This window comes from Dactylosporangium sp. NPDC000521, from assembly GCF_042898305.1.
GTDB lineage: Bacteria > Actinomycetota > Actinomycetes > Mycobacteriales > Micromonosporaceae > Dactylosporangium.
The window spans coordinates 136,762-157,723 of record NZ_JBIAYW010000009.1 but is presented as its reverse complement, the minus strand read 5'-3'; the positions used below and the strand labels follow the sequence as shown (position 1 = coordinate 157,723).

General features: G+C 69.6%; 18 protein-coding genes. 1 reads left to right on the top strand and 17 read right to left on the bottom strand.

Translation table 11 applies throughout. The annotated features are described in order from the left end of the window. Positions 1–6: 6 nt before the first annotated feature. The 15 genes from nuoN to ACFY3L_RS28570 form a co-directional block, all read right to left on the bottom strand. On the bottom strand, positions 7–1,545 hold the full coding sequence (gene nuoN / locus ACFY3L_RS28640; RefSeq protein WP_389330491.1) for an NADH-quinone oxidoreductase subunit NuoN: 1,539 nt from the start codon (positions 1,543–1,545) through the stop codon (positions 7–9). Continuing rightward, entirely contained in the window at positions 1,542–3,071 is a 1,530-nt protein-coding gene (locus ACFY3L_RS28635; protein WP_389330488.1) for an NADH-quinone oxidoreductase subunit M, read from the bottom strand. Before ACFY3L_RS28635 ends, nuoN begins: the two co-directional genes overlap by 4 nt. Beyond that, positions 3,068–4,978 (bottom strand): NADH-quinone oxidoreductase subunit L, encoded by a 1,911-nt coding sequence (gene nuoL / locus ACFY3L_RS28630; RefSeq protein WP_389330485.1) that lies wholly within the window; start codon positions 4,976–4,978, stop codon positions 3,068–3,070. The genes ACFY3L_RS28635 and nuoL overlap by 4 nt, the downstream gene beginning before the upstream one ends. A gap of 10 nt (positions 4,979–4,988) precedes the next feature. Continuing rightward, the gene (nuoK, locus tag ACFY3L_RS28625; RefSeq protein WP_033363255.1) at positions 4,989–5,288 is read right to left on the bottom strand and encodes an NADH-quinone oxidoreductase subunit NuoK; all 300 of its coding nucleotides are present in this window, start codon (positions 5,286–5,288) and stop codon (positions 4,989–4,991) included. Continuing rightward, positions 5,285–6,058 carry an NADH-quinone oxidoreductase subunit J gene (locus ACFY3L_RS28620; protein WP_389330482.1) on the bottom strand — a complete coding sequence of 258 codons (774 nt, stop codon included), beginning with the start codon at positions 6,056–6,058 and terminating at the stop codon, positions 5,285–5,287. The genes nuoK and ACFY3L_RS28620 overlap by 4 nt, the downstream gene beginning before the upstream one ends. After that, entirely contained in the window at positions 6,055–6,603 is a 549-nt protein-coding gene (gene nuoI, locus ACFY3L_RS28615) for an NADH-quinone oxidoreductase subunit NuoI (protein ID WP_389330479.1), read from the bottom strand. The genes ACFY3L_RS28620 and nuoI overlap by 4 nt, the downstream gene beginning before the upstream one ends. After that, positions 6,600–7,949, bottom strand: a complete 1,350-nt coding sequence (gene nuoH, locus ACFY3L_RS28610; protein WP_389330476.1) for an NADH-quinone oxidoreductase subunit NuoH — start codon at positions 7,947–7,949, stop codon at positions 6,600–6,602. The genes nuoI and nuoH overlap by 4 nt, the downstream gene beginning before the upstream one ends. Continuing rightward, the gene (locus ACFY3L_RS28605; protein ID WP_389330473.1) at positions 7,946–10,405 is read right to left on the bottom strand and encodes an NADH-quinone oxidoreductase subunit G; all 2,460 of its coding nucleotides are present in this window, start codon (positions 10,403–10,405) and stop codon (positions 7,946–7,948) included. Before ACFY3L_RS28605 ends, nuoH begins: the two co-directional genes overlap by 4 nt. Then, complete coding sequence (gene nuoF / locus ACFY3L_RS28600) at positions 10,405–11,727, bottom strand: NADH-quinone oxidoreductase subunit NuoF (protein WP_389330470.1); 1,323 nt, start codon at positions 11,725–11,727, stop codon at positions 10,405–10,407. The genes ACFY3L_RS28605 and nuoF overlap by 1 nt, the downstream gene beginning before the upstream one ends. Further along, positions 11,724–12,518, bottom strand: coding sequence for an NADH-quinone oxidoreductase subunit NuoE (gene nuoE / locus ACFY3L_RS28595; protein WP_389330467.1), 795 nt, complete (start codon positions 12,516–12,518; stop codon positions 11,724–11,726). Before nuoE ends, nuoF begins: the two co-directional genes overlap by 4 nt. After that, a complete protein-coding gene (locus tag ACFY3L_RS28590; RefSeq protein ID WP_389330464.1) occupies positions 12,518–13,834 on the bottom strand; it encodes an NADH-quinone oxidoreductase subunit D in 1,317 nt (438 codons plus the stop codon). The genes nuoE and ACFY3L_RS28590 overlap by 1 nt, the downstream gene beginning before the upstream one ends. Then, complete coding sequence (locus ACFY3L_RS28585; RefSeq protein WP_389330461.1) at positions 13,831–14,529, bottom strand: NADH-quinone oxidoreductase subunit C; 699 nt, start codon at positions 14,527–14,529, stop codon at positions 13,831–13,833. Before ACFY3L_RS28585 ends, ACFY3L_RS28590 begins: the two co-directional genes overlap by 4 nt. Next, positions 14,526–15,197, bottom strand: a complete 672-nt coding sequence (locus ACFY3L_RS28580; RefSeq protein ID WP_033363264.1) for an NADH-quinone oxidoreductase subunit B family protein — start codon at positions 15,195–15,197, stop codon at positions 14,526–14,528. Before ACFY3L_RS28580 ends, ACFY3L_RS28585 begins: the two co-directional genes overlap by 4 nt. A gap of 3 nt (positions 15,198–15,200) precedes the next feature. Next, positions 15,201–15,566 carry an NADH-quinone oxidoreductase subunit A gene (locus tag ACFY3L_RS28575; RefSeq protein ID WP_344509015.1) on the bottom strand — a complete coding sequence of 122 codons (366 nt, stop codon included), beginning with the start codon at positions 15,564–15,566 and terminating at the stop codon, positions 15,201–15,203. A 183-nt stretch (positions 15,567–15,749) separates the two neighbouring features. Beyond that, a complete protein-coding gene (locus ACFY3L_RS28570) occupies positions 15,750–17,024 on the bottom strand; it encodes a geranylgeranyl reductase family protein (RefSeq protein WP_389330458.1) in 1,275 nt (424 codons plus the stop codon). Positions 17,025–17,447: 423 nt separating this feature from the next. On the opposite strand from ACFY3L_RS28570, the gene ACFY3L_RS28565 reads away from it, so the two are divergent. Next, complete coding sequence (locus ACFY3L_RS28565) at positions 17,448–18,227, top strand: hypothetical protein (protein WP_389330455.1); 780 nt, start codon at positions 17,448–17,450, stop codon at positions 18,225–18,227. A 728-nt stretch (positions 18,228–18,955) separates the two neighbouring features. Here ACFY3L_RS28565 and ACFY3L_RS28560 read toward each other — a convergent pair. Together ACFY3L_RS28560 and mqnC are read right to left on the bottom strand one after the other, a co-directional pair. Continuing rightward, positions 18,956–19,648 carry a demethylmenaquinone methyltransferase gene (locus ACFY3L_RS28560; protein ID WP_389330452.1) on the bottom strand — a complete coding sequence of 231 codons (693 nt, stop codon included), beginning with the start codon at positions 19,646–19,648 and terminating at the stop codon, positions 18,956–18,958. Continuing rightward, positions 19,645–20,883 carry a cyclic dehypoxanthinyl futalosine synthase gene (mqnC, locus tag ACFY3L_RS28555; protein WP_389330449.1) on the bottom strand — a complete coding sequence of 413 codons (1,239 nt, stop codon included), beginning with the start codon at positions 20,881–20,883 and terminating at the stop codon, positions 19,645–19,647. The genes ACFY3L_RS28560 and mqnC overlap by 4 nt, the downstream gene beginning before the upstream one ends. Positions 20,884–20,962: the final 79 nt, after the last annotated feature.

The following is a 20,962-nucleotide window of genomic DNA, read 5'->3' as shown; positions in this document are numbered from 1 at the left end:
CGGGGCCTATCTACCGAAGAATGCCCCGGCGTGCTCGGTCGCATCGAGCAGCACGCTCGGGGCGACACCAAGCACCAAGGTCGCGACGGTCCCGATGACCAGCGCCGCTGCCGTCATCGCGCCCGGGATCGACACCGCAGGGGTGGTCTCGCCCGGCTCCGACAGCCACATCATGACGACCACCCGCAGATAGGGGAAGGCCAGAATGGCGCTGCTCACCACGCCGGCGATCACCAGCCACGTCTGGCCGGCGTCGATGGCGGAGGCGAAGACGCCGAACTTCGCGGTGAAACCGCTGGTCAGCGGCAGACCGGCGAAGGCCAGCAGGATGAACGTGAAGAGCGTCGCGTACAGCGGCGAACGCTTCCCGAGCCCGGCCCAGCGGGACAGGTGGGTCGCCTCGCCGTCGGCGTCGCGAACCAGGGTCACCACGGCGAACGCGGCGAGCACCGTGAAGCCGTAGGCGACCAGGTAGAACATCGAGCTGGAGACGCCCTTGTCGAACGCGAGGACGCCGACGAGCAGGTAGCCGGCGTTGGCGATCGAGGAGTAGGCGAGCAGGCGCTTGATGTCGGTCTGCGTGACGGCCAGGATCGCGCCGATGAGCATCGTGATGACCGCCACGGCACCGAGCACTTCCTGCAGCGCCCACTCGGTGCGGGCGAAGGCGACGTTGGCCAGCCGCAGCAGCCCGCCGAACGCGGCCACCTTGGTGCAGGCCGCCATGAGCGCGGTGACCGGGGTCGGCGCGCCCTGGTAGACGTCCGGGGTCCACACGTGGAACGGGACCGCGGCGGCCTTGAACAGCAGGCCGATCGACAGCATCGCCAGGCCGACGTAGAGCAGGATGTCGTCGTTGGCGGAGCCCTGGATCGCGGTGTCGATCGCCTTGAAGTCGACCTGGCCGGCGTACCCGTAGATCAGCGCGATGCCGAAGAGGAAGAACGCCGAGGCGAACGAGCCGAGCAGGAAGTACTTGAGCGCGGCCTCCTGCGAGAGCAGCCGCCGGCGGCGGGCGAGGGCGCACAGCAGGTACAGCGGCAGCGAGAAGACCTCGAGCGCCACGAACATGACCAGCAGGTCGTTGGCGGTGCAGAAGAGCAGCATGCCGCCGATCGCGAACATCGCCAGCGGGAACACCTCGGTGGCGCCGTTGGTGCGGGCGGCCTGGTCGCGGTCGGCGTCCGTGTTGGCGGTGACCGCGGCCTGCGCGACGAACGCGCCGCCGGTCTCCAGCGTCCGCTCCCCGATCAGCAGCAGCGACACGATGCCCAGGACGATGACCGAGGCCGACAGGAACAGGCCCGGCTTGTCGATGGCGACCGCGGTGTGCGCCGTGAGCAGCGCCTCCTTGCCGCTCTGGTTGATCACCATGACGAGCGCGGCGACGAGGCCGAGCAGCGACAGGGACAGCTGCACGGTGTGCCGCACCCGCCGCGGCACGAAGCCCTCGACGAGCACGCCGACGCATGCGACGCCGAAGAGGATCAGCATCGGCGACAGGGCCGCGTAATCCAGGTGCGGCAGTTGGAGTTTGTCGTTCACTTGCCGGCCTCCACGGTGCCTGCGGTGGCTTTCGGGTCGGTGACGTGCATGTCCGTCATCGTCGCCTTGATCGCCGGGTTGATCACGTCGATGACCGGCTTCGGGTAGAAGCCGAGCACCAGGATCAGCACGATCAGCGGCGTGACGACGACGGCCTCACGCAGCGACAGGTCGCGGGTCATCGCCTTGACCTCGAGCAGCTTCGGGTTCGTGGTGCCCTGCGTGGTGCGCTGGATCATCCAGAGCACGTAGCCGGCGGCCAGGATGATGCCGGCGGTGGCGATGACGGCCACCGTCTTGTTCACCGTGAACGTGCCGATCAGCACCAGGAACTCGGAGACGAACGGCGAGGTGCCGGGCAGGGCGAGCGAGGCGAGACCGGCGATGAAGAACACGCCGGCGAGGACCGGCACGAGCTTGCCGGCGCCGCCGAAGTCGCTCACCAGGGCGCTGCCGCGCCGGCTGACCAGCATGCCGACGACCAGGAAGAGCAGGCCGGTCGCGAGGCCGTGGTTGACCATGTACAGCACGGCGCCGGTGCCCGCCTGGGTGGTGAAGGCGAAGATGCCGATGCCGATGAAGCCGAAGTGGGCGATCGACGTGTAGGAGACCAGCCGCTTCAGGTCCTGCTGACCGATCGCCACCAGCGCGCCGTACACGATGCCCACCAGCGCGAGCGTCAGCCCGAGCCAGGCGAAGTACTTCGAGGCGTTGGGGAACAGCGGCAGGCAGTAGCGCAGGATGCCGAACGTGCCGACCTTGTCCATGACGCCGACGAGCAGCGCCGCCGAGCCGGCCTGCGCCGCGCCACCGGCGTCGGGCAGCCAGGTGTGGAACGGGAAGAACGGCGCCTTGATCGCGAACGCGAGGAAGAAGCCCAGGAACAGCCACCGCTCGGCCGTGACGCTGAAGTCCGCGGACAGCAGCGTCGGCCAGTCGAAGGTGTGCCCGCCCAGCACCCACAGCCCGACCACGGCGGCGAGCATGAACAGACCGCCGACGAGGGAGTACAGGAAGAACTTGACGGCCGCGTACTGCTTCTGGTGCCCGCCGTAGGAGCCGATGAGGAAGTACATCGGCACGAGCATGACCTCGAAGAACACGTAGAACAGGAACACGTCCTGCGCGGCGAAGACGCCGATCATCGTGGCTTCGAGGGCCAGCAGCAGCGCGAAGTACGCCGGCACCGACCGCTTGCTCTTGTCGGCGTCGTGCCACGAGGCGAGCACGACCAGCGGCACCAGCAGCGCGATCAGCGCGATCATCACCAGGGCGATGCCGTCGACCGCGAACGTGAACTTGGCGCCCCACTGCGGGATCCACGTGTACGACTCGCGGAACTGGAACCGGTCGCCGTTGGGCTTGAACTGCAGCCACAGTCCGACGGTCAGCGCCAGGATCAGCAGCGACCAGACAAACGCGGCGCGCTTGGCCAGCTCCGGCTTGTCCTTCGGCAGGAACGCGATCCCGGCGGCGCCGACGAGCGGCGCGACCGTGAGCACGGTCAGGTACGGAAAGGAGCTCATCCGAACGTCACCGCCAGCATGGCGGCCACCACGAGCACCGCGCCTCCAAGGATGGACAGGGCATAGGAGCGCACGAAACCGGTCTGCGCCCGGCGGAGCCGGCCGGAGCCGCCGCCAACACCCGCGGCGAGGCCGTTGACCAGCCCGTCGATGCCGCGGTTGTCGAGGTAGACCAGCGCGCGGGTCAGGTAGCGGCCGGGCGCCTCGAAGACCGCCTCGTTGAACGAGTCGGTGTAGAGGTTCTTGCGGGCCGCGGTCACCAGCGGGCCGGCCGGCTGCTCCTGCAGGGCGGTGCCCTTGTTGAACAGCGCGATGGCCAGGCCGGCGCCGGCGAACGTCATGACGAGCGACAGCGCGGTGATCAGCCAGTGGCTCATGACCGGCTCGTGCTCGGCGTGCTCGCTGCCGTAGACCGGGGTCAGCCACTCGGGCACGGAGGTCGACAGCAGGTAACCTGCCGCAACCGAGCCGATCGCCAGCAGGATCAGCGGGATCGTCATGATCTTCGGCGACTCGTGCGGGTGCCGGATGTCGTCGGTCCAGCGCTCCGGGCCGTGGAACGTCAGCCAGAAGAGCCGGGTCATGTAGAACGCGGTCAGCCCGGCGCCCAGCAGGGCCGCGCCGCCGAACAGCCAGGACGTCCAGTCGCCGCGCTCGAAGGCCGCCGCGATGATCGGCTCCTTCGAGAAGTAGCCGGACAGGAGCGGGAAGCCGATGATGGCCAGCCAGCCCAGGCCGAACGTGGCCCAGGTGATCTTCATGTACTTCCACAGTCCGCCGAAGCGGCGGATGTCGGTCTGGTCGTGCATCCCGTGCATGACCGAACCGGCGCCGAGGAACATGCCTGCCTTGAAGAAGCCGTGCGCCAGCAGGTGGATCAGGGCGAGCCCGTAGGCGGCGCCGCCGAGCCCGACCGCCAGGAACATGTAGCCGATCTGGCTGACCGTCGACCAGGCCAGGACCCGCTTGATGTCGTCCTTGGCGGTGCCGATGATGCAGCCCATCAGCAGCGTCAGCGCGCCGACCGCGACCACGACCGTCTGCGCCGTGGAGCTGGCGTCGAAGATCGGGTGCGACCGGGCGACCAGGTAGACGCCGGCGGTCACCATCGTGGCGGCGTGGATGAGCGCCGACACCGGGGTCGGGCCCTCCATGGCGTCGGGGAGCCAGGCCTGCAGCGGGAACTGGCCGGACTTGCCGGCCGCGCCGAGCAGCAGCAGGAGCGCCATCATCAGCACCACGCCGCTGCTGAGCTTGTCGACGCTGTTGAAGACCTCGGCGTAGTCGACCGTGCCGAGGTAGGCGAACATCATGAAGATGGCGATCGCGAAACCGGCGTCACCGACGCGGTTCATCAGGAACGCCTTCTTGCCGGCGGTCGCCGCGCTCGGGCGCAGGTACCAGAACGAGATCAGCAGGTAGGACGCGAGACCGACGCCCTCCCAGCCGAAGTAGAGCATCACGTAGTTGTTGCCGAGAACCAGCAGCAGCATCGCCGCGACGAACAGGTTGAAGTAGCCGAAGAACTTCCGGCGACCCGGGTCGTGGTCCATGTAGCCCACCGCGTACAGGTGGATCAGCGAACCGACGCCTGTGATCAGCAGGACGAACATCGCCGACAGCGGGTCGAACAGCAGACCCAGCTCGACCTTGAAGTCCCCGACGCCGATGTAGTCCCACAGCTTCAGCTCGACGCCGCTGCGGTTCTCCAGCCCGCGGAGCGTGAAGAAGTAGGTCAGTCCCAGCACGAAGGACGTGGCGACGCTGAGCACGCCGAGCCAGTGTCCCCAGCGGTCGGCGCGCTTGCCGAGCAGCAGCAGCACCGCCGCGCTCGCCAGCGGGATCGCGATGAGCAGCCAGAACGAGCCCAGCCACCCGGACGCCGCCGTGTAGGCGATTTGTTCCACAACCCGCTCCCTAGTACTTCAGCAGGTTCGCGTCGTCGACGCTTGCGGAGCGTCGAGTCCGGAAGATCGACATGATGATCGCCAGGCCGACGACGACCTCGGCCGCCGCGACGACCATGACGAAGAACGCCATGATCTGGCCGTCGAGCGTGCCGTTGATCCGGCTGAACGTGACCAGCGCGAGGTTGGCCGCGTTGAGCATGAGCTCGATGCACATGAACAGCACGATGGCGTTGCGCCGGATGAGCACACCCACCGCGCCGATCGTGAACAGGATCGACGCCAGGACGATGTAGTACGTCGGTGTCACTTCTCGGTCCCCTTCGGTGCGACGTCTGCCGACGTCAACTCCCGGGTCGGGAGGATCTTGGAGATGCTGCGGTCCGACGGGGTGCCGTCGGGCAGCCGCGCGGGCGTCGCCACCGAGTCGGACGTGGCGAACACGCCCGGGCCGGGCTTCGGCGCGGGGTAGTTGCCCGGCCGGAACCGGGCGAGCATCCGCTCCGGCTGGCTGATCTTCTCTTCCTTGCGCTTCTCGATGTGCGCCAGGATCATCGCGCCCACCGCCGCCGTGATCAGCAGCGCCGAGGTCACCTCGAAGACGAACACGTACTTGGTGAAGATGAGGCTGGCCAGGCCGGTCACGTTGCCGGCCGCGTTCGCCTCGGTCAGCCCCTTCGGGGTGCTCTCGCCGAGCGCGCGGTACAGCCCGACGCCCATCAGCAGGGCCAGCCCGACGCCGAGCAGGATCGCCACCATCCGCTGGCCGCGCAATGTCTCGATCAGCGAGTCCGAGGAGTCGCGGCCGACGAGCATCAGCACGAACAGGAACAGCATCATGATGGCGCCGGTGTAGACGATGATCTGCACCATGCCGATGAACGGGCCGGCCTGCAGGACGTAGAACACGCCCAGGCACATCATCGTGATCACCAGGAACAGCGCGGAGTGCACGGCGTTGCGCGCCCAGACCATGCCGATGGCGCCGAGGACCGCGAGCGGGGCGAGGATCCAGAAGGCGGTGGCCTCGCCGCCCTTCACGTCACCCGCGGCGGCCAGCAGCTCGAGGGAGTAGTTCACGCCTGACCCCCCTTGTAGTGCTCGGCACCCGCGGACGTGCCGGGGTTGTCGAGCGCGCCGACGTAGTAGTCCTTCTCGGTGTCGCCGAGACGCATGTCGTGCGGCGGGCGCTCCATGCCCGGCAGCAGCGGCGCGAGCAGCATCTCCTTGGTGAAGATGAGGTCGCGCCGGTTGTCGCGGGCCAGCTCGTACTCGTTGCTCATGGTCAGCGAGCGGGTCGGGCAGGCCTCGATGCACAGGCCGCAGAAGATGCAGCGGGCGTAGTTGATCTGGTACGTCTGGGCATACCGCTCACCGGGCGAGAAGCGCTCCTCCTCGGTGTTGTCGGCGCCCTCGACGAAGATCGCGTCCGCGGGGCAGGCCCACGCGCACAGCTCGCAGCCGATGCACTTCTCCAGCCCGTCCGGCCACCGGTTGAGGATGTGCCGGCCGTGGTACCGCGGGGCCGGAGGCTTGCGCTGCTCCGGGTACTCCTCGGTGACCACCTTCTTGAACATGTGCGAGAAGGTGACCCCGAACCCCTTCAGAGTCCCACCGATGCTCATGCTGACTCCTTGCCGGTCGAGACGGGCTCCCGCTCGACGATCACGCGCTTGGCCCGCGGGCTGGGCGGCACCTCGAGGTTCATCGGCGGCAGGGGGAAGCCCTTGGTGCCGCCGACCCGGCCACCCGGGTGCGCCTGCGGGATCTCGACCGCCTTGACGCCGCGACGCGACAGGCTCAGGGCCACGAGGCCGACCGCCAGGGCGGCGACGATGATCGCGACGGAGACGACGAACTTGGTCGTCGAGCTGAAGCTGTCGGTGTTGATCGTCAGCAGGATGCCGGCGAGGGACAGGATCCAGATCAGGTTGGCCGGGATGAGGACCTTCCAGCCGAACCGCATGAACTGGTCGTACCGCAGGCGGGGCAGCGTGCCGCGCAGCCAGACGAACACGAACAGCAGGAGCAGGACCTTGATGGTGAACCAGAGGACCGGCCACCAGCCCTGGTTGGCGCCGTCCCACAGCGAGATCGGCCACGGTGCCCGCCAGCCGCCGAGGAACAGCGTCGTGCACAGGCCGGAGACGGTGACCATGTTGACGTACTCGGCGAGGAAGAACAGCGCGAACTTCAGCGACGAGTACTCGGTGTGGAAGCCACCGACGAGCTCCGACTCGGCCTCGGGGAGGTCGAACGGCGCCCGGTTGGTCTCGCCGACCGCGGAGGTGAAGTAGATCAGGAAGCTCGGCAGCAGCAGGATGCCGTACCAGGCGGGCAGGTCCGCGCTCCAGCCGCCGATGTCGACGGTGCCGTTGCCGGCCTGCCTCTCCACGATCTGCGAGGTCGACATCGTGCCGGAGACCAGGAAGACCGAGACGATCGACAGGCCCATCGCGACCTCGTACGAGATCATCTGGGCGCTGGAGCGCAGGCCGCCGAGCAGCGGGTAGGTCGAGCCGGAGGCCCAGCCGCCGAGCACGACGCCGTAGATGCCCATCGACGAGCACGCCAGCACCAGCAGGACCGCCACCGGGATGTCGGTGAGCTGCAGCGGGCTGTGGTGGCCGAAGATCGACACCGTCGGGCCGAACGGGATCACCGAGAACGCGGTGAACGCGCAGATCGTGGAGATCACCGGCGCGAAGAAGAAGACCACCTTGTCCGCGAGGCGCGGCATGATGTCTTCCTTGAACGCCAGCTTCAGGCCGTCGGCGAGGGACTGCAGGAGGCCGAACGGGCCGTTGCGGTTCGGCCCCGGGCGGACCTGCATCCGGGCGACGACCTTGCGCTCGTACCAGATGGCGAAGAGCGTCATGACGACCAGGAACGCGAAGATCACGACGACCTTGGCGAGCACCAGCCACCAGGGGTCTTTGCCGAACTGGTCGAGGTTCGCGGCGAGGATCATGAGTTGGTACCCCCAGTGCTGATCTCGACCAGCGCACCTTCGGCCACGCCGAGCGTGCGCCGCAGGGTCGAGCCGGGCGAGTTCGTCGGGACCCAGACGACGCGATCGACCATGTCGGTGACCAGCGCCGGCAGGGTGATCGCGCCCCGTGCCGTGCCGACCGTCACCGGGTCACCGTCGACGACCCCGAGGTCGGCGGCGGTGCTCTTGGAGATCCGCGCGACCGGCGTGCGGGCGGTGCCGGCCAAGTGGCCGTCGCCGTCCTGCAGCGAGCCGCTGTCGATCAGGTGGTGCCAGGACGCCAGGACCGCCTGGCCGCCGGCCGGCGTGGCAGGCGCACCCGCGGCCACCGTCGGCACCGCGGCCCGGACGCTGGCGCGCAGCGCGGTGCCGGCCTCGGCGGTGCCCGGCAGCGGGAGCTCCGCGAGCGCGGCGAGCTGTGCCCGCGCCGCGACGACGTCGCCGACGCCCAGCTCGACACCCAGCTCACGGCCGATCGCGTCCAGCACCCGGGCGTCGCTCATCGCAGCGGTCTTCAGCACCGTGTCGAACGGCCGGACCCGGCCTTCCCAGTTGACGTAGGCGCCGCTCTTCTCGACCGCCGGGGCGATCGGCAGGACCACGTCGGCGCGCTTGGCGACGGCGCTGAGCCGCAGCTCCAGGCTGACCACGAACCCGACCGCGTCGAGCGCCTCCTCGGCCGCCCGCGGGTCGGCCAGGTCGCCCGGGTCGACGCCACCGACGAGCAGCCCGCCGAGCTGGCCGGCCTTCGCGGCGGCGATGATCGCGTCGGTGTCCCGGCCCGACGCGCTGGGCAGGACGCCCGCGTCGAGCTGCCACGCGACGGCGACCTCGCTGCGCGCGGCCGGGTCGTACACCGGACGGCCACCCGGCAGGAGGGTCGGCAGCGCACCGGCCTCGACCGCGCCGCGGTCACCCGCGCGCCGTGGCACCCAGGCGAGCTTGGCGCCGGTCTCCTCGGCGATCCGCGCCGCGGCGGACAGGCCGCCCTCGACGCTCGCCAGCCGCTCGCCGACGAACAGGATCGCGCCCTCCGCCGACAGCGCCTCGCGCAGCTGCTCGGACTCGCCGAGCACCCCCGCCTCGGCGCCCGGCGCGGTGAGGATGACGGTCGCGCCGAGCTTCTCGAACCCGCGGCTGACGAACGGGGCGACCGCGTAGCTGGCCAGCCCCCGCTTCAGGTAGGTCTTGCGGGCCCGCAGGAAGATGATCGGGCACTCCTCCTCGGGCTCCAGCCCGACGAAGACGACCGCGCCGGCACGCTCGATGTCGGCGTAGGTGACCTCGACCCGGCCGGCCACCGACGAGCCGAGGAACTCGGCCTCCTCCGCGGACAGCGGGCGGGCCCGGAAGTCGATGTCGTTGGTGCCGAGGGCGACCCGGGCGAACTTCGAGTACGCGAACGCGTCCTCGACCGTCAGCCGGCCGCCGGTCAGGACGCCGACGCCGCCGTTGTCCTTCGCCGCGGCGAGCCCGGCGGCCGCGACCGTGAGGGCCTCGGGCCAGCTCGCCTCGCGCAGCTCACCGGTCTTCGCGTCGCGCACCAGCGGCTTGGTCAGCCGGTCGGTGGCGTTGGTGTACTGGAACGCGAAGCGGCCCTTGTCGCAGTTCCACTCCTCGTTGACCGCCGGGTCGTCGCCCGCCAGGCGGCGCATGACCTTGCCGCGGCGGTGGTCGGCCCGCTGGTCGCAGCCGGCCGCGCAGTGCTCGCACGCGTTCGGCGTGGAGACCAGGTCGAACGGCCGGGCCCGGAAGCGGTACTGCGCGCTGGTGAGCGCGCCGACCGGGCAGATCTGGATCGTGTTGCCGGAGAAGTACGAGTTGAACGGCGCGTCGTCCTCGGGCGACTCGGGGTTGCCCCGGAAGACGCCGATCTGCTCGTTGGACGAGCGCTCCATGAGGTCGATGAACTTGTCACCGGCGATCTCGTCGGAGAACCGGGTGCAGCGCTGGCACAGCACGCACCGCTCGCGGTCGAGCAGCACCTGGGTGCTGATCGGCAGCGGCTTCGGGTACTCCCGCTTGTGCTCGACGAACCGGCTCTCGGCTTGGCCGTTGCTCATCGCCTGGTTCTGCAGGGGGCACTCGCCGCCCTTGTCGCAGACCGGGCAGTCCAGCGGGTGGTTGATCAGGAGGAACTCCATGATGCCCTCTTGGGCCTTCTTGGCCACGTCGGAGGTCATCTGGGTGCGGACCACCATGCCCTCGGCGACCGGCTGCGTGCACGAGGCCACCGGCTTGCGCTGGCCCTCCACGTCGACCAGGCACTGGCGGCACGCGCCGGCGGGGGCCAGCAGCGGGTGGTCGCAGAAGCGGGGGATGGAGATGCCGATCTGCTCGGCGGCCCGGATGACGAGGGCGCCCTTGGGTGCCTCGACCTCGATGCCGTCGATGGTCAGCTTGACCGTCTCGACCTTCGGAACGACGTCCGTCATCAGTGGGCTCCTACCAGTTCGCCCTTGAACATCGGGGCCTTGCGGCCTTCGATGTAGTCCAGGTAGTCCTGCTTGAAGTACTTGATCGAGGACGTCACCGGGCTGGTGGCACCGTCGCCGAGCGCGCAGAACGAGCGCCCGAGGAGGTTGTCGCAGGCGTCCAGCAGGGTGTCGAGGTCCTGGTGGGTGCCCTGGCCGGCGAGGATGCGGTGCAGGATCCGCACCATCCAGTAGTTGCCCTCGCGGCACGGGGTGCACTTGCCGCAGGACTCGTGGTGGTAGAAGGCGATCCACCGGTACGTCGCGTAGACGATGTCGTCCTGGTCGGAGAAGACCTGGACGGCGGTGGTGCCGAGCATCGTGCCGACGCTCATCATGCCCTCGAAGTCCATCGGCGTGTCGAGGTGCTCGTCGGTGAGCATCGGCGTCGACGACCCGCCCGGGGTCCAGAACTTGAGCTTGTGACCGGCCTGCATGCCGCCGGCCAGGTCGATGAGCTGCCGCAGCGTGACGCCGAGGCCGCACTCGAACTGGCCCGGGTTGTTGACCCGCCCCGAGATCGAGTAGATCTTCGGGCCGGGCGACTTCTCGGTGCCCATGCTGCGGAACCAGGCCGAGCCGCCGAGGACGATGTACGGGACGCTGGCGATCGTCTCGACGTTGTTGACGACCGTCGGCGAGGCGTAGAGCCCGTGCGTCGCGGGGAACGGCGGCCGCAGCCGGGGCTGGCCGCGATACCCCTCCAGCGAGTCCAGCAGCGCCGTCTCCTCGCCGCAGATGTACGCGCCGGCGCCGCTGTGGACGACCAGGTCGAGGTCGAAGCCGCTGCCGAGGATGTTCTTGCCGAGGTACCCCTTGGCGTACGCCTGCTCGACCGCGGCGCGCAGCCGGCGGGCGGAGTGGACGGCCTCGCCGCGGATGTAGATCGCGGCGAAGCTGGCCCGGATGGCGTAGGAGGCGATGATGACGCCCTCGACCAGCGCGTGCGGGTCGGCCATCATGAGCGGCAGGTCCTTGCAGGTGCCCGGCTCACCCTCGTCGGCGTTGACCACCAGGTAGTGCGGCTTGCCGTCATTCTGCGGGATGAAGCCCCACTTCATGCCGGTCGGGAAGCCGGCGCCGCCGCGGCCGCGCAGGCCCGAGTCCTTGACCAGCTGGATCAGCTCGTCGGGGTGGGCCTTGAACGCCTTGCGCAGCGCGGTGTAGCCGTCGAGCCGCTCGTACACGTCGATCTTCCACGCGTCGGGCGAGAGCCAGCGCTTGGTCAGCACCGGCGTCAGCTTCGACAGCGACTCCTGGGAAGGCTGGTAGTCGAGGGTCACGCCTTCGCCTCCTTCACTGCGTCTTTCTGAGGCGCGGGACTGTCACCGGCCGGCTTGGCGTCCGAGGCGGCCTTCGGCATGGTCTCGGCCGGCTTCGGCGCTTCCTCGGCCTTCTTGGTGATCGGCGTCTCCGGGTCGAAGCCGGGGACGGCGATGCCGAAGCGCTCCGCGAGCCGGTTGCCGGCGAGGGTCGGCTCGCCCGCGGGGCCGTCGGCGATGACGTCGTCGCCCCGGTCGTCGGCGAAGCCGGCCAGCTGGACCGCCATCTCCTTGAGCGTGCACAGGCGCGTGCCGCGGGTCGGCTGCGGGCGCTCGCCGTTCTGCAGCTGCTTGACCAGGGTGAGCGCGCTGTCCTCGGTGATCTGGTCGAAGAACTCGTAGTTGACCGTCATCACCGGCGCGTAGTCGCAGGCGGCCAGGCACTCGGCGTGCTCGAGCGTGATCTTGCCGTCGGCGGTCGTCTCGTCGTGGTCGACACCCAGGTAGTCGCGCAGCGCCTCGTACGCCTTGTCGCCGCCGAGGACGCCGCACATGGTGTTGGTGCAGACGCTGACCAGGTAGTCGCCGGTCGGCTTGCGCTTGTACATGGTGTAGAACGTCGCGACCGCGCCGACCTGCGCCTTGGTGATGCCCAGGGTCTCGGCGCAGAAGGCGATGCCCTCCGGCGAGACGTAGCCCTGCTCCGACTGCACCAGGTGCAGCAGCGGCAGCAGCGCCGAGCGCGAGCGGCCCTCGGGGTACCGCGCGATGATCTGCCGCGCGCGTTCGCGCGTGACCTCACTGAACGCCATTAACGATCACACCCACCCATGACGGGGTCGAGCGAGGCGCCGCCCACGATGACGTCGGCGAGCAGCCCGCCCTCGGCCATCGCCGGAATCGCCTGCAGGTTGACGAAGCTGGGCTCCCGGTAGTGCACCCGGTAAGGGCGGGTGCCGCCGTCGGAGATCGCGTGCACGCCGAGCTCGCCGCGGGGCGCCTCGATCGGCACGTACACCTGGCCGGCCGGCACCCGGAAGCCCTCGGTGACCAGCTTGAAGTGGTGGATCAGGGCCTCCATCGACTGGCCCATGATCTTGGCGACGTGGTCGAGGGAGTTGCCGAGACCGTCGCCGCCGATCGCCAGCTGCGCCGGCCACGCGATCTTCTTGTCGCCGATCATGATCGGGCCCGGCTCGAGCCGGTCCATGGCCTGCTGGATGATCCGCACCGACTGGCGCATCTCGTTGAGCCGGACCTTGTAGCGGCCCCACGCGTCGCCGGTCGGCTCGGTCGGGACCTCGAAGTCGTAGGTCTCGTAGCCGCAGTAGGGCTGCTGCTTGCGGATGTCCCAGCCGAGGCCGGCGGAGCGCAGCACCGGGCCGGTGATGCCCAGCGCCAGGCAGCCGGTCACGTCCAGCACGGCGACGCCCTGCGTGCGCTCTTTCCAGATCGTGTTGCCCGACAGCAGATCCTCGTACATGTCGATGCGATCAGGCATCCAGCCGAGGAACTCCCGGATCTTCGCCAGGGCCTCCTCGGGCACGTCCTGGGCGACGCCGCCCGGCCGCACGTAGGCCATGTTCATCCGCAGGCCGGAGACCATCTCGAAGATGTCGAGGATGTACTCGCGCTCGCGGAACCCGTAGATCATCATCGACAGCGCGCCGAGCTCCATACCGGTCGTCGCCAGCCACACGAGGTGGGAGGCGACCCGGTTGAGCTCCATCATCAGCACGCGGATGGTCTTGGCGCGGGGCGTGATCTGGTCCTCGATGCCGAGGAGCTTCTCGACCGCCATGCAGTAGCCGGTCTCGTTGAAGATCGGCGCCAGGTAGTCCATGCGCGTGACGAACGTGGTGCCCTGCGTCCAGTTGCGGAACTCGAGGTTCTTCTCGATGCCGGTGTGCAGGTAGCCGATGACGGTCCGGGCCTCCGTGACCGTCTCGCCCTCCAGCTCCAGGACCAGCCGGAGCACGCCGTGGGTCGACGGGTGCTGCGGGCCCATGTTGACGACGATGCGCTCCTCGGAGCCCGCCTCGTTGACGACGGTGTCCCAGTCGCCGCCGGTGACGGTGAAGACCCGGCCTTCGGTGGTCTCGCGAGCGCTGGCGTAATCGGTGGTCACTGGTAACTCCTCCGCTGGTCCGGCGGTGGGATCTCGGCGCCCTTGTACTCGACCGGCACACCGCCGAGCGGGTAGTCCTTCCGCTGCGGGAAGCCCTCCCAGTCGTCGGGCATGAGGATGCGGGTCAGGTTCGGGTGGCCGTCGAAGACGATGCCGAACATGTCGTAGGTCTCCCGCTCCTGCCAGTCGGCGGTCGGGTACACCTGGGTGACGCTCGGCAGGTGCGGGTCCTCGGCCGTGACCGCGGCCTCCAGCCGAATCCGGCGGCGGAACGTCATCGAGGTCAGGTGGTAGACGGCGTGCAGCCGCCGGGCGTCGGCACCGAGGTAGTCGACGCCGGACACCGACGACAGTAGCTCGAAACGCAGCGCCGGGTCGTCGCGCATGATCTGGGCGACCTCGGCGATGCGCTCGGGCACGATGTGCAGCGTCAGCTCGCCGCGGTCGACGACGACCCGCTCGATCGCGTCGTCGAAGCCCGGGTATGCCTCCTCGAGCGCGTCGACGACCTCGTCGAAGTACCCACCGAACGGCCGCGGCGAGTCCAGCTCGACCTCACGGCGCCGGCGCAGACCGCCGAAGCCGGAGGTGTCGCCCGTGCCGTGCACGCCGAACATGCCCCGCCCCGCGGTGCTGGACGGGGGATACTGCGCCGGAGCGCCGAGCTCGGCGCCGACCGGTTCTACCTCAGTCACTTCGCTCCTCCGGACAGGTTCGCCCGCTCTTCCATCCACTTCTGGATGCGCAGCTGCTCCTCGCGGCCCTGAGCGACGGCCTTGGTCCACTCGGCGCGCTTGGCCTTGTCGAACCGGTAGCTCGACGGCATGGCGCCCGGCGCCACGATCGGCGCGCCGTCGCGCTCGACCCGCGCCTCGATCATGCGGCGGCGACGGTCACCGAGCGGCTCGGCCATCACCTTGTCGTGCAGCCGCAGGATCGCGTCGATCAGCATCTCGGGCCGCGGCGGGCAGCCCGGCAGGTACATGTCGACGGGCACGATGTGATCGACGCCCTGCACGATCGCGTAGTTGTTGAACATGCCGCCGCTGGACGCGCAGACGCCCATCGAGAGCACCCAGCGGGGCTCCGGCATCTGGTCGTAGATCTGGCGCAGGACCGGGGCCATCTTCTGGCTGACCCGGCCGGCCACGATCATCAGGTCGGCCTGGCGGGGGCTGGCCCGGAAGACCTCCATGCCGAAGCGCGCCAGGTCGTAGCGGGCCGCGCCGGTCGCCATCATCTCGATGGCGCAGCAGGCCAGACCGAAGGTGGCGGGCCAGAAGCTGGCCTTGCGCGACCAGTTGACCAGCTTCTCGACGGTCGTCAGCAGGACGCCGGTCGGTACCTTTTCCTCGATGCCCATGGCTCAGTCCCAATCCAGCCCGCCGCGCCGCCACACGTAGGCGAACGCGACGAACACCGTGACGATGAACAGGACCATCTCCACGAACCCGAACACCCCGAGCATGCCGAAGTTCATGGCCCACGGGTACAGGAAGATGATCTCGATGTCGAAGACGATGAAGAGCATCGCGGTCAGATAGAACTTGACCGGAAAGCGGCCACCGCCGACGGGCTGCGGAGTGGGCTCGATGCCGCACTCGTAGGCGTCGAGCTTCGCCTTGTTGAAGCGGCGCGGCCCGACGAACGGGGCCGCCGCCACCGAGAACAGCGCGAAGGCTGCGGCGAGGGCGAAGAGTCCGAGGATAGGTACGTACGGCGCGAGCGACATTGTGCTGCTCCGTCCTTTCGGCGAGCCCGGCGGGGCTGCCGCCCCAGGGGACCACTCAAGCTGTATGCGGTTTAACACTATTCGGTGAGGTCCGGACTACTCCGTCCGGGGCGGTGCTTTTGGCGGTGCTTTGGCTGTTCAGTTGCGGTTTTCGGGATGTGCCGTCATATGTCGGCCTTGTGGCTAGGCTGCCGGTGCGATGCGGGTCATCGCGTTGATCACACGGTCCATGGCGTCGCCACCTCGCGGGTCGGTGAGGTTGGCGAGGAGCTTCAGCACGAACCGCATGAGCATCGGGTGGGGCATGCCGTGCTTGGTGGCCACCCGCATCACCTGCGGGTTGCCGATCAGCTTCACGAAGATGTTGCCGAGCCGGTAGTAGCCGCCGTAACGCGCCTTGAGCTCGGTCGGGTAGTTGGCGAGCACCCGCTCGCGCGCGGTGCCCTGCGGGCGGGCCAGGGCCTGGATGGCGATCTCCGCCGCCAGCTCGCCCGACTCCATCGCATACGCGATGCCCTCGCCGTTGAACGGGTTGACCATGCCGCCCGTGTCGCCCACCAGCAGGACGCCCCGGGTGTAGTGCGGCACCCGGTTGAAGCCCATCGGCAGCGCGGCACCCTGCGGCTTGCCCTCGGCGTTGGCCGGGTCGGACAGGCCCCACTCGGCCGGCGTGTTGTCGACCCAGTCGGAGAGCAGCGTCTTGTAGTTGGTCTTGCCATAGGCCACGCTGCTGTTGAGCACGCCCAGGCCGACATTGACCCGGCCGTCGCCGAGGCCGAAGATCCAGCCATAGCCGGGCAGCAGCTTGTCGCCGGACTCGCGGCTGCGCAGCTCCAGCCACGACTCCAGGTAGTCGTCGTCGTGCCGGAGCTCGCTGCGGAAGTATTGGCGGACGGCCACACCCATCGGCCGGTCCTCCCGCTTGGCGATGCCGAGCGCGAGCGCGAACCGGCCGGAGACCCCGTCGGCCGCGATGACCAGCGGCGCCCGGAACTCCAGCGGCTCCTTGCCGGGGCCGGTCGCGGTCACGCCGACCACCCGGCCGGTGCGGTCGAGGATCGGCCCCGTCACCGGCGTGCCGGTGCGCAGGATCGCGCCGGCGTCGGTGGCGGCCGTGGCCAGCATCTGGTCGAAGTCCATGCGGGTGCGGGTCAGCCCGTAGTCCGGGAAGCTCGCGAGGTCGGGCCAGTCGAGCTCGAGCCGGATGCCGCCACCGATGACGCGCAGGCCGCGGTTGTGCAGCCAGCCCTTCTCCTCGGTGGTGTCGATGCCCATCTTGATGAGCTGCTTGACCGCGCGCGGGGTCAGACCGTCGCCGCAGACCTTCTCCCGGGGGAACTCGGTCTTCTCCAGCAGCAGGACCCGCAGCCCGTGCCGGGCGAGGTGGAACGCGGCGGACGAGCCGCCGGGACCGGCGCCGACGACGATGACATCTGCGTCTTGCCGAGTGTCGGTCACAGCCGTCACCTCCTGCCCTTCGTCAGTCTGACCGGTGGCTTCCGGGCTCGTTCCCGGTCGTTGTCCGGCTCGTGAAAGTCTTCACAAAGTCATCTGGTGCGAGTCTAGAACCGCGAAGAGGTCCCCTGTCGGTTAGGCGACCCTAAGTTTTCACCCGAGCGGTCACCTAGATCGGCAAATAGGACGACAAGGCAGTGGTCGGTCGGGTCTGAGGCCGTGGAGACGGTGATCATGGCGCCGGGTTATCCACAGAAAATTGTTGTGCGTCGACTTCGCGTGGATGCGTGACGATCCTCGGTCATCATGAACCCCGGGCAGCCGGACCGTGACCGGCTCGACGCACTTGCCGCTGACCAACGCGGCCTTTTCACTCGCGCACAGGCTCTGAGCTGCGGTTTCACCACCCTGCGGATCAGGACCAAGGTGCAGGCCGGCGACTGGTCCCCTGTCGTCCGGGACGTCTTCGCCGACCGCGGCCTGCCGGTCACTCCCCGGCTGCGCGACGTCGCCGCGCAGCTCGCCCTTCCCGGCGCCGTGCTCGCCGGCCCGTCCGCCGCCCGCTGGCACGGCTGGGAGGTGCCGAGCAGCGAGACGTTCGTCGCATTTCCCGGCCGCCGGCCCCGGCTCAGGCATGTCCACATCGTGCCGGTGGACCTGCCCGCGTCGGACGTCTGCACCGTCGACCAACAGCAGGTCACGACGCCGTCACGCACCGTCTTCGACTGCGCCCGCCTGCTGCCCGACGGTGCCGCCTCGGCCCTGCTCGCGACCGCCCTGCAGGAGTGCTGGACGACGATGCCCGACCTGGCGACCCGCATCCGCGACGCCACCGGCCGGCACGGGACACCGCGGCTGGTCCGGCTGGTGCGGGTGGTCGCTCTGGGCAACCGCACGGCCGCGCAGAAGCTGGCGGGGAAGCTGCTGCAGCGGGCCGGGATCTGGGGCTGGTCACCGCACGAGCCGATCAGCGACCGGTGGGGCCTGATCGGCCTCGGCGACCTGGTCTTCCCCGAGGCGAAGCTGGTCATCGAGCTGGGCATCGACGAGCTGGAGCCGGCGCCGCTGCGGGAGCGGCACACCCGGCTGGCCGCCGCCGGTTGGACGGTCGTCAGCTATTCCTGGACCGACCTGACCACCCGCCCGTCCGATCTGGTGGCCGAGCTGCGCCAGCATCTGGACCGCTTGACCCCGGTGCGGTGGTGACGGTGGTGCCGCCGTCGCTCGGCCTGCCGCACTGGAAGGCCCGGCCGGGGGCCCGCCCTCCGCCCGGCTTCCTTTTGATCCCGTGCGGTTCCGGTAGCCCTGACTGCTGGAACCGCACGGGATCACGGGTGAGCCGCGCGTCGCGGCGGCGGGAGCCATGGCCGATGGCAGCCGGCCATCGGATGCTGCGCGGCGGCGATGCCGGTGCGGGCGCGGGCGGGTCTGCACGCTGAGCATTCCGCGCGGGTTTGGGTGAGGATCCCGCGAGTGCGCCCCTGAAGCGGCACGTGGCGTCCGGCGACGGACAGGTCGACCGAGACCCGCGAGTGCGCCCCTGGAGCGGCTCGTCGCGTCCGGCGACGGACAGCTCGACCGAGAACGGCCGGCAGCGGAGAGGAGGACCGGATCCGACGGACCTGCCGCGTGGTGCGGCGCGGGCATCCCCCGACAGGGCCGGCCGCCGCGGTTGGGATGGGCGCCTTACGACGGACCTGCCGCGCAGTGGGGCTGCGCGGATTGGGTGAGCGTCCCGCGACGCACCTGCCGGCAGTGCGGAAAGAGTGTCCCTGGCGGGCCGCCGCGCACTGCCCCGGCCGGGGGCGCCATGCAGACTCAGGAGCTTCCCCGACGGACCTGCCGCGTCACGGGGAACGGGTCTCCCCCGGCGGGGCCCGCCGGGGTCCAGGGCGAGTGCCCGCGGCCGGGTCTGGCGTTGGGCGGCGGTCGGGCTAGACGCGGAAGCCGCGGTGCAGGGCCACCACGCCGCCGGTGAGGTTGCGCCAGGCGACCTTGCGCCAGCCGTTGGCGGCGACGCGGGCGGCCAGGCCTTCCTGGTCGGGCCAGGCGCGGATGGACTCGGCGAGGTAGACGTAGGCGTCGGGGTTGCTGGAGACGCGCTTGGCGACCTGGGGAATGGCCTTGACCAGGTAGCCGAGGTAGGCGCCGCGGAAGGGGCGCCAGGTCGGGTGGCTGAACTCGCAGATGACCAGGCGACCGCCGGGCTTGGTGACGCGGGCCATCTCCCGGAGCGCGGCGTCGGTGTCGACGATGTTGCGCAGGGCGAAGGAGATGGTGATGGCGTCGAAGGTCTCGTCGGCGAAGGGCAGGGCCAGGGCGTCGCCGGCGAGCAGCGGGACGGCCGGGCGCTTGGCGTGGCCGGCCTGGAGCATGCCGATGGAGAGGTCGACGCCGACGGCGAAGGCGCCGGACTTGGCGAGCTCCTCGGTCGAGACGCCGGTGCCCGCGCCGAGGTCGAGGACGCGTTCGCCGGGCTTGAGGCCGAGCGCGAGGCGGGTCTCGCGGCGCCAGATGCGGTCCTGGCCGCCGGAGATCACGGTGTTGGTGAGGTCGTAGCGCTTGGCCACACCGTCGAACATGGCGGCGACCTCGTGGGGCTGCTTGTCCAGCGAGGCGCGGCTCATGACGACACCGGCGTCAGCGGGATGGAGCGGCCGGTGCCGCCGCCGGGGAGGGCGATCGAGGAGAAGTGTGACTGCACGCGGTCATCCGTGGGGTCGTCGGCGGGGGTCAGGTGTACGCGCAGGTGGCGGTACTGGGTGTCGCGCTGCGCGGGGATCCGGTCGGCGTCGCGGATCATCTGGACCAGCTCGGTGAGGCGGGAGCGGTGGCGGGCGCCGGCGGAGGAGATGACGTTCTCCTCCAGCATGATCGAGCCGAGGTCGTCGACGCCGAGGTGCAGCGACACCTGACCGACGTCCTTGCCCGTGGTGAGCCACGAGGACTGCAGGTGGGCGATGTTGTCGAAGAACAGCCGCGAGACCGCGACGAGCCGCAGGTATTCGAGGCTGGTCGCCTGGGTGCGGCCCTTCAGGTGGTTGTTCTCCGGCTGGTACGTCCAGGGGATGAACGACCGGAAGCCGCCGACGGTGCCGTCGAGGTCCGCCTCGGTCGTGTAGCCGTTGGCGACGGCCTTGTCCTGCACGTCGCGGATCATGCGCAGGTGCTCGATGCGCTCGGCGTTGGTCTCGCCGGTGCCCATCATCATCGTGGCGGTGGAGGAGACGCCGAGGCGGTGGGCCTGGGTCATGACCTCGAGCCAGCGCTCGCCGGACTCCTTGAGCGGGGCGATCGCCTTGCGCGGGCGCTCGGGCAGCATCTCCGCGCCGGCGCCGGCGATGGAGGCGAGGCCGGCGGCCTTGATCCGCAGGATCGCCTCCTCGATCGAGACGCCGGAGACCTTGGCCATGTGCAGGACCTCGGACGGGCCGATCGAGTGGATGACCAGCGCCGGGAACGCCTGCTTGACGGCGGAGAACAGCTCCTCGTAGTACTCGACGCCGTAGTCCGGGTGGTGGCCACCCTGCAGCATCACCTGGGTCGCGCCGAGGTCGACCGCCTCCTGGCAGCGGTGCAGGATCTCCTCGGTGCCGTGCGTCCAGCCCTCGGCGTGCTTCGGCGCCCGGTAGAAGGCGCAGAACTTGCAGGCCGTGACACAGACGTTGGTGTAGTTGATGTTGCGGTCGATGAGGTAGGTGACGATGTTGTCCGGGTACCGCCGGCGGCGCACCGTGTCGGCCGCCTCGCCGAGCGGGTGGAACGGGGCGTCGGTGTAGAGCAGCAGCGCCTCCTCCGCGCTGATCCGCCCGCCGTCTGCCGCACGCTGCAGGATGTCGCTGATCACCGGAGTCTCCGTCACACCTCCGAGACTACGTTGGCGGCAAACGGGTATGGCAGGGCCCCGTTCCCTCTCGTGCCTAGGATCACCAAGTGACTGA

Bases quoted from the DNA above. Each gene is read 5' to 3' on its own strand.
- ACFY3L_RS28635 (WP_389330488.1), bottom strand. From the start codon at position 3,071: ATGAGCTCCTTTCCGTACCTGACCGTGCTCACGGTCGCGCCGCTCGTC.
- nuoI (WP_389330479.1), bottom strand. From the start codon at position 6,603: ATGAGCATCGGTGGGACTCTGAAGGGGTTCGGGGTCACCTTCTCGCAC.
- nuoH (WP_389330476.1), bottom strand. From the start codon at position 7,949: ATGATCCTCGCCGCGAACCTCGACCAGTTCGGCAAAGACCCCTGGTGG.
- ACFY3L_RS28605 (WP_389330473.1), bottom strand. From the start codon at position 10,405: ATGACGGACGTCGTTCCGAAGGTCGAGACGGTCAAGCTGACCATCGAC.
- nuoE (WP_389330467.1), bottom strand. From the start codon at position 12,518: ATGGCGTTCAGTGAGGTCACGCGCGAACGCGCGCGGCAGATCATCGCG.
- ACFY3L_RS28580 (WP_033363264.1), bottom strand. From the start codon at position 15,197: ATGGGCATCGAGGAAAAGGTACCGACCGGCGTCCTGCTGACGACCGTC.
- ACFY3L_RS28575 (WP_344509015.1), bottom strand. From the start codon at position 15,566: ATGTCGCTCGCGCCGTACGTACCTATCCTCGGACTCTTCGCCCTCGCC.
- ACFY3L_RS28560 (WP_389330452.1), bottom strand. From the start codon at position 19,648: ATGAGCCGCGCCTCGCTGGACAAGCAGCCCCACGAGGTCGCCGCCATG.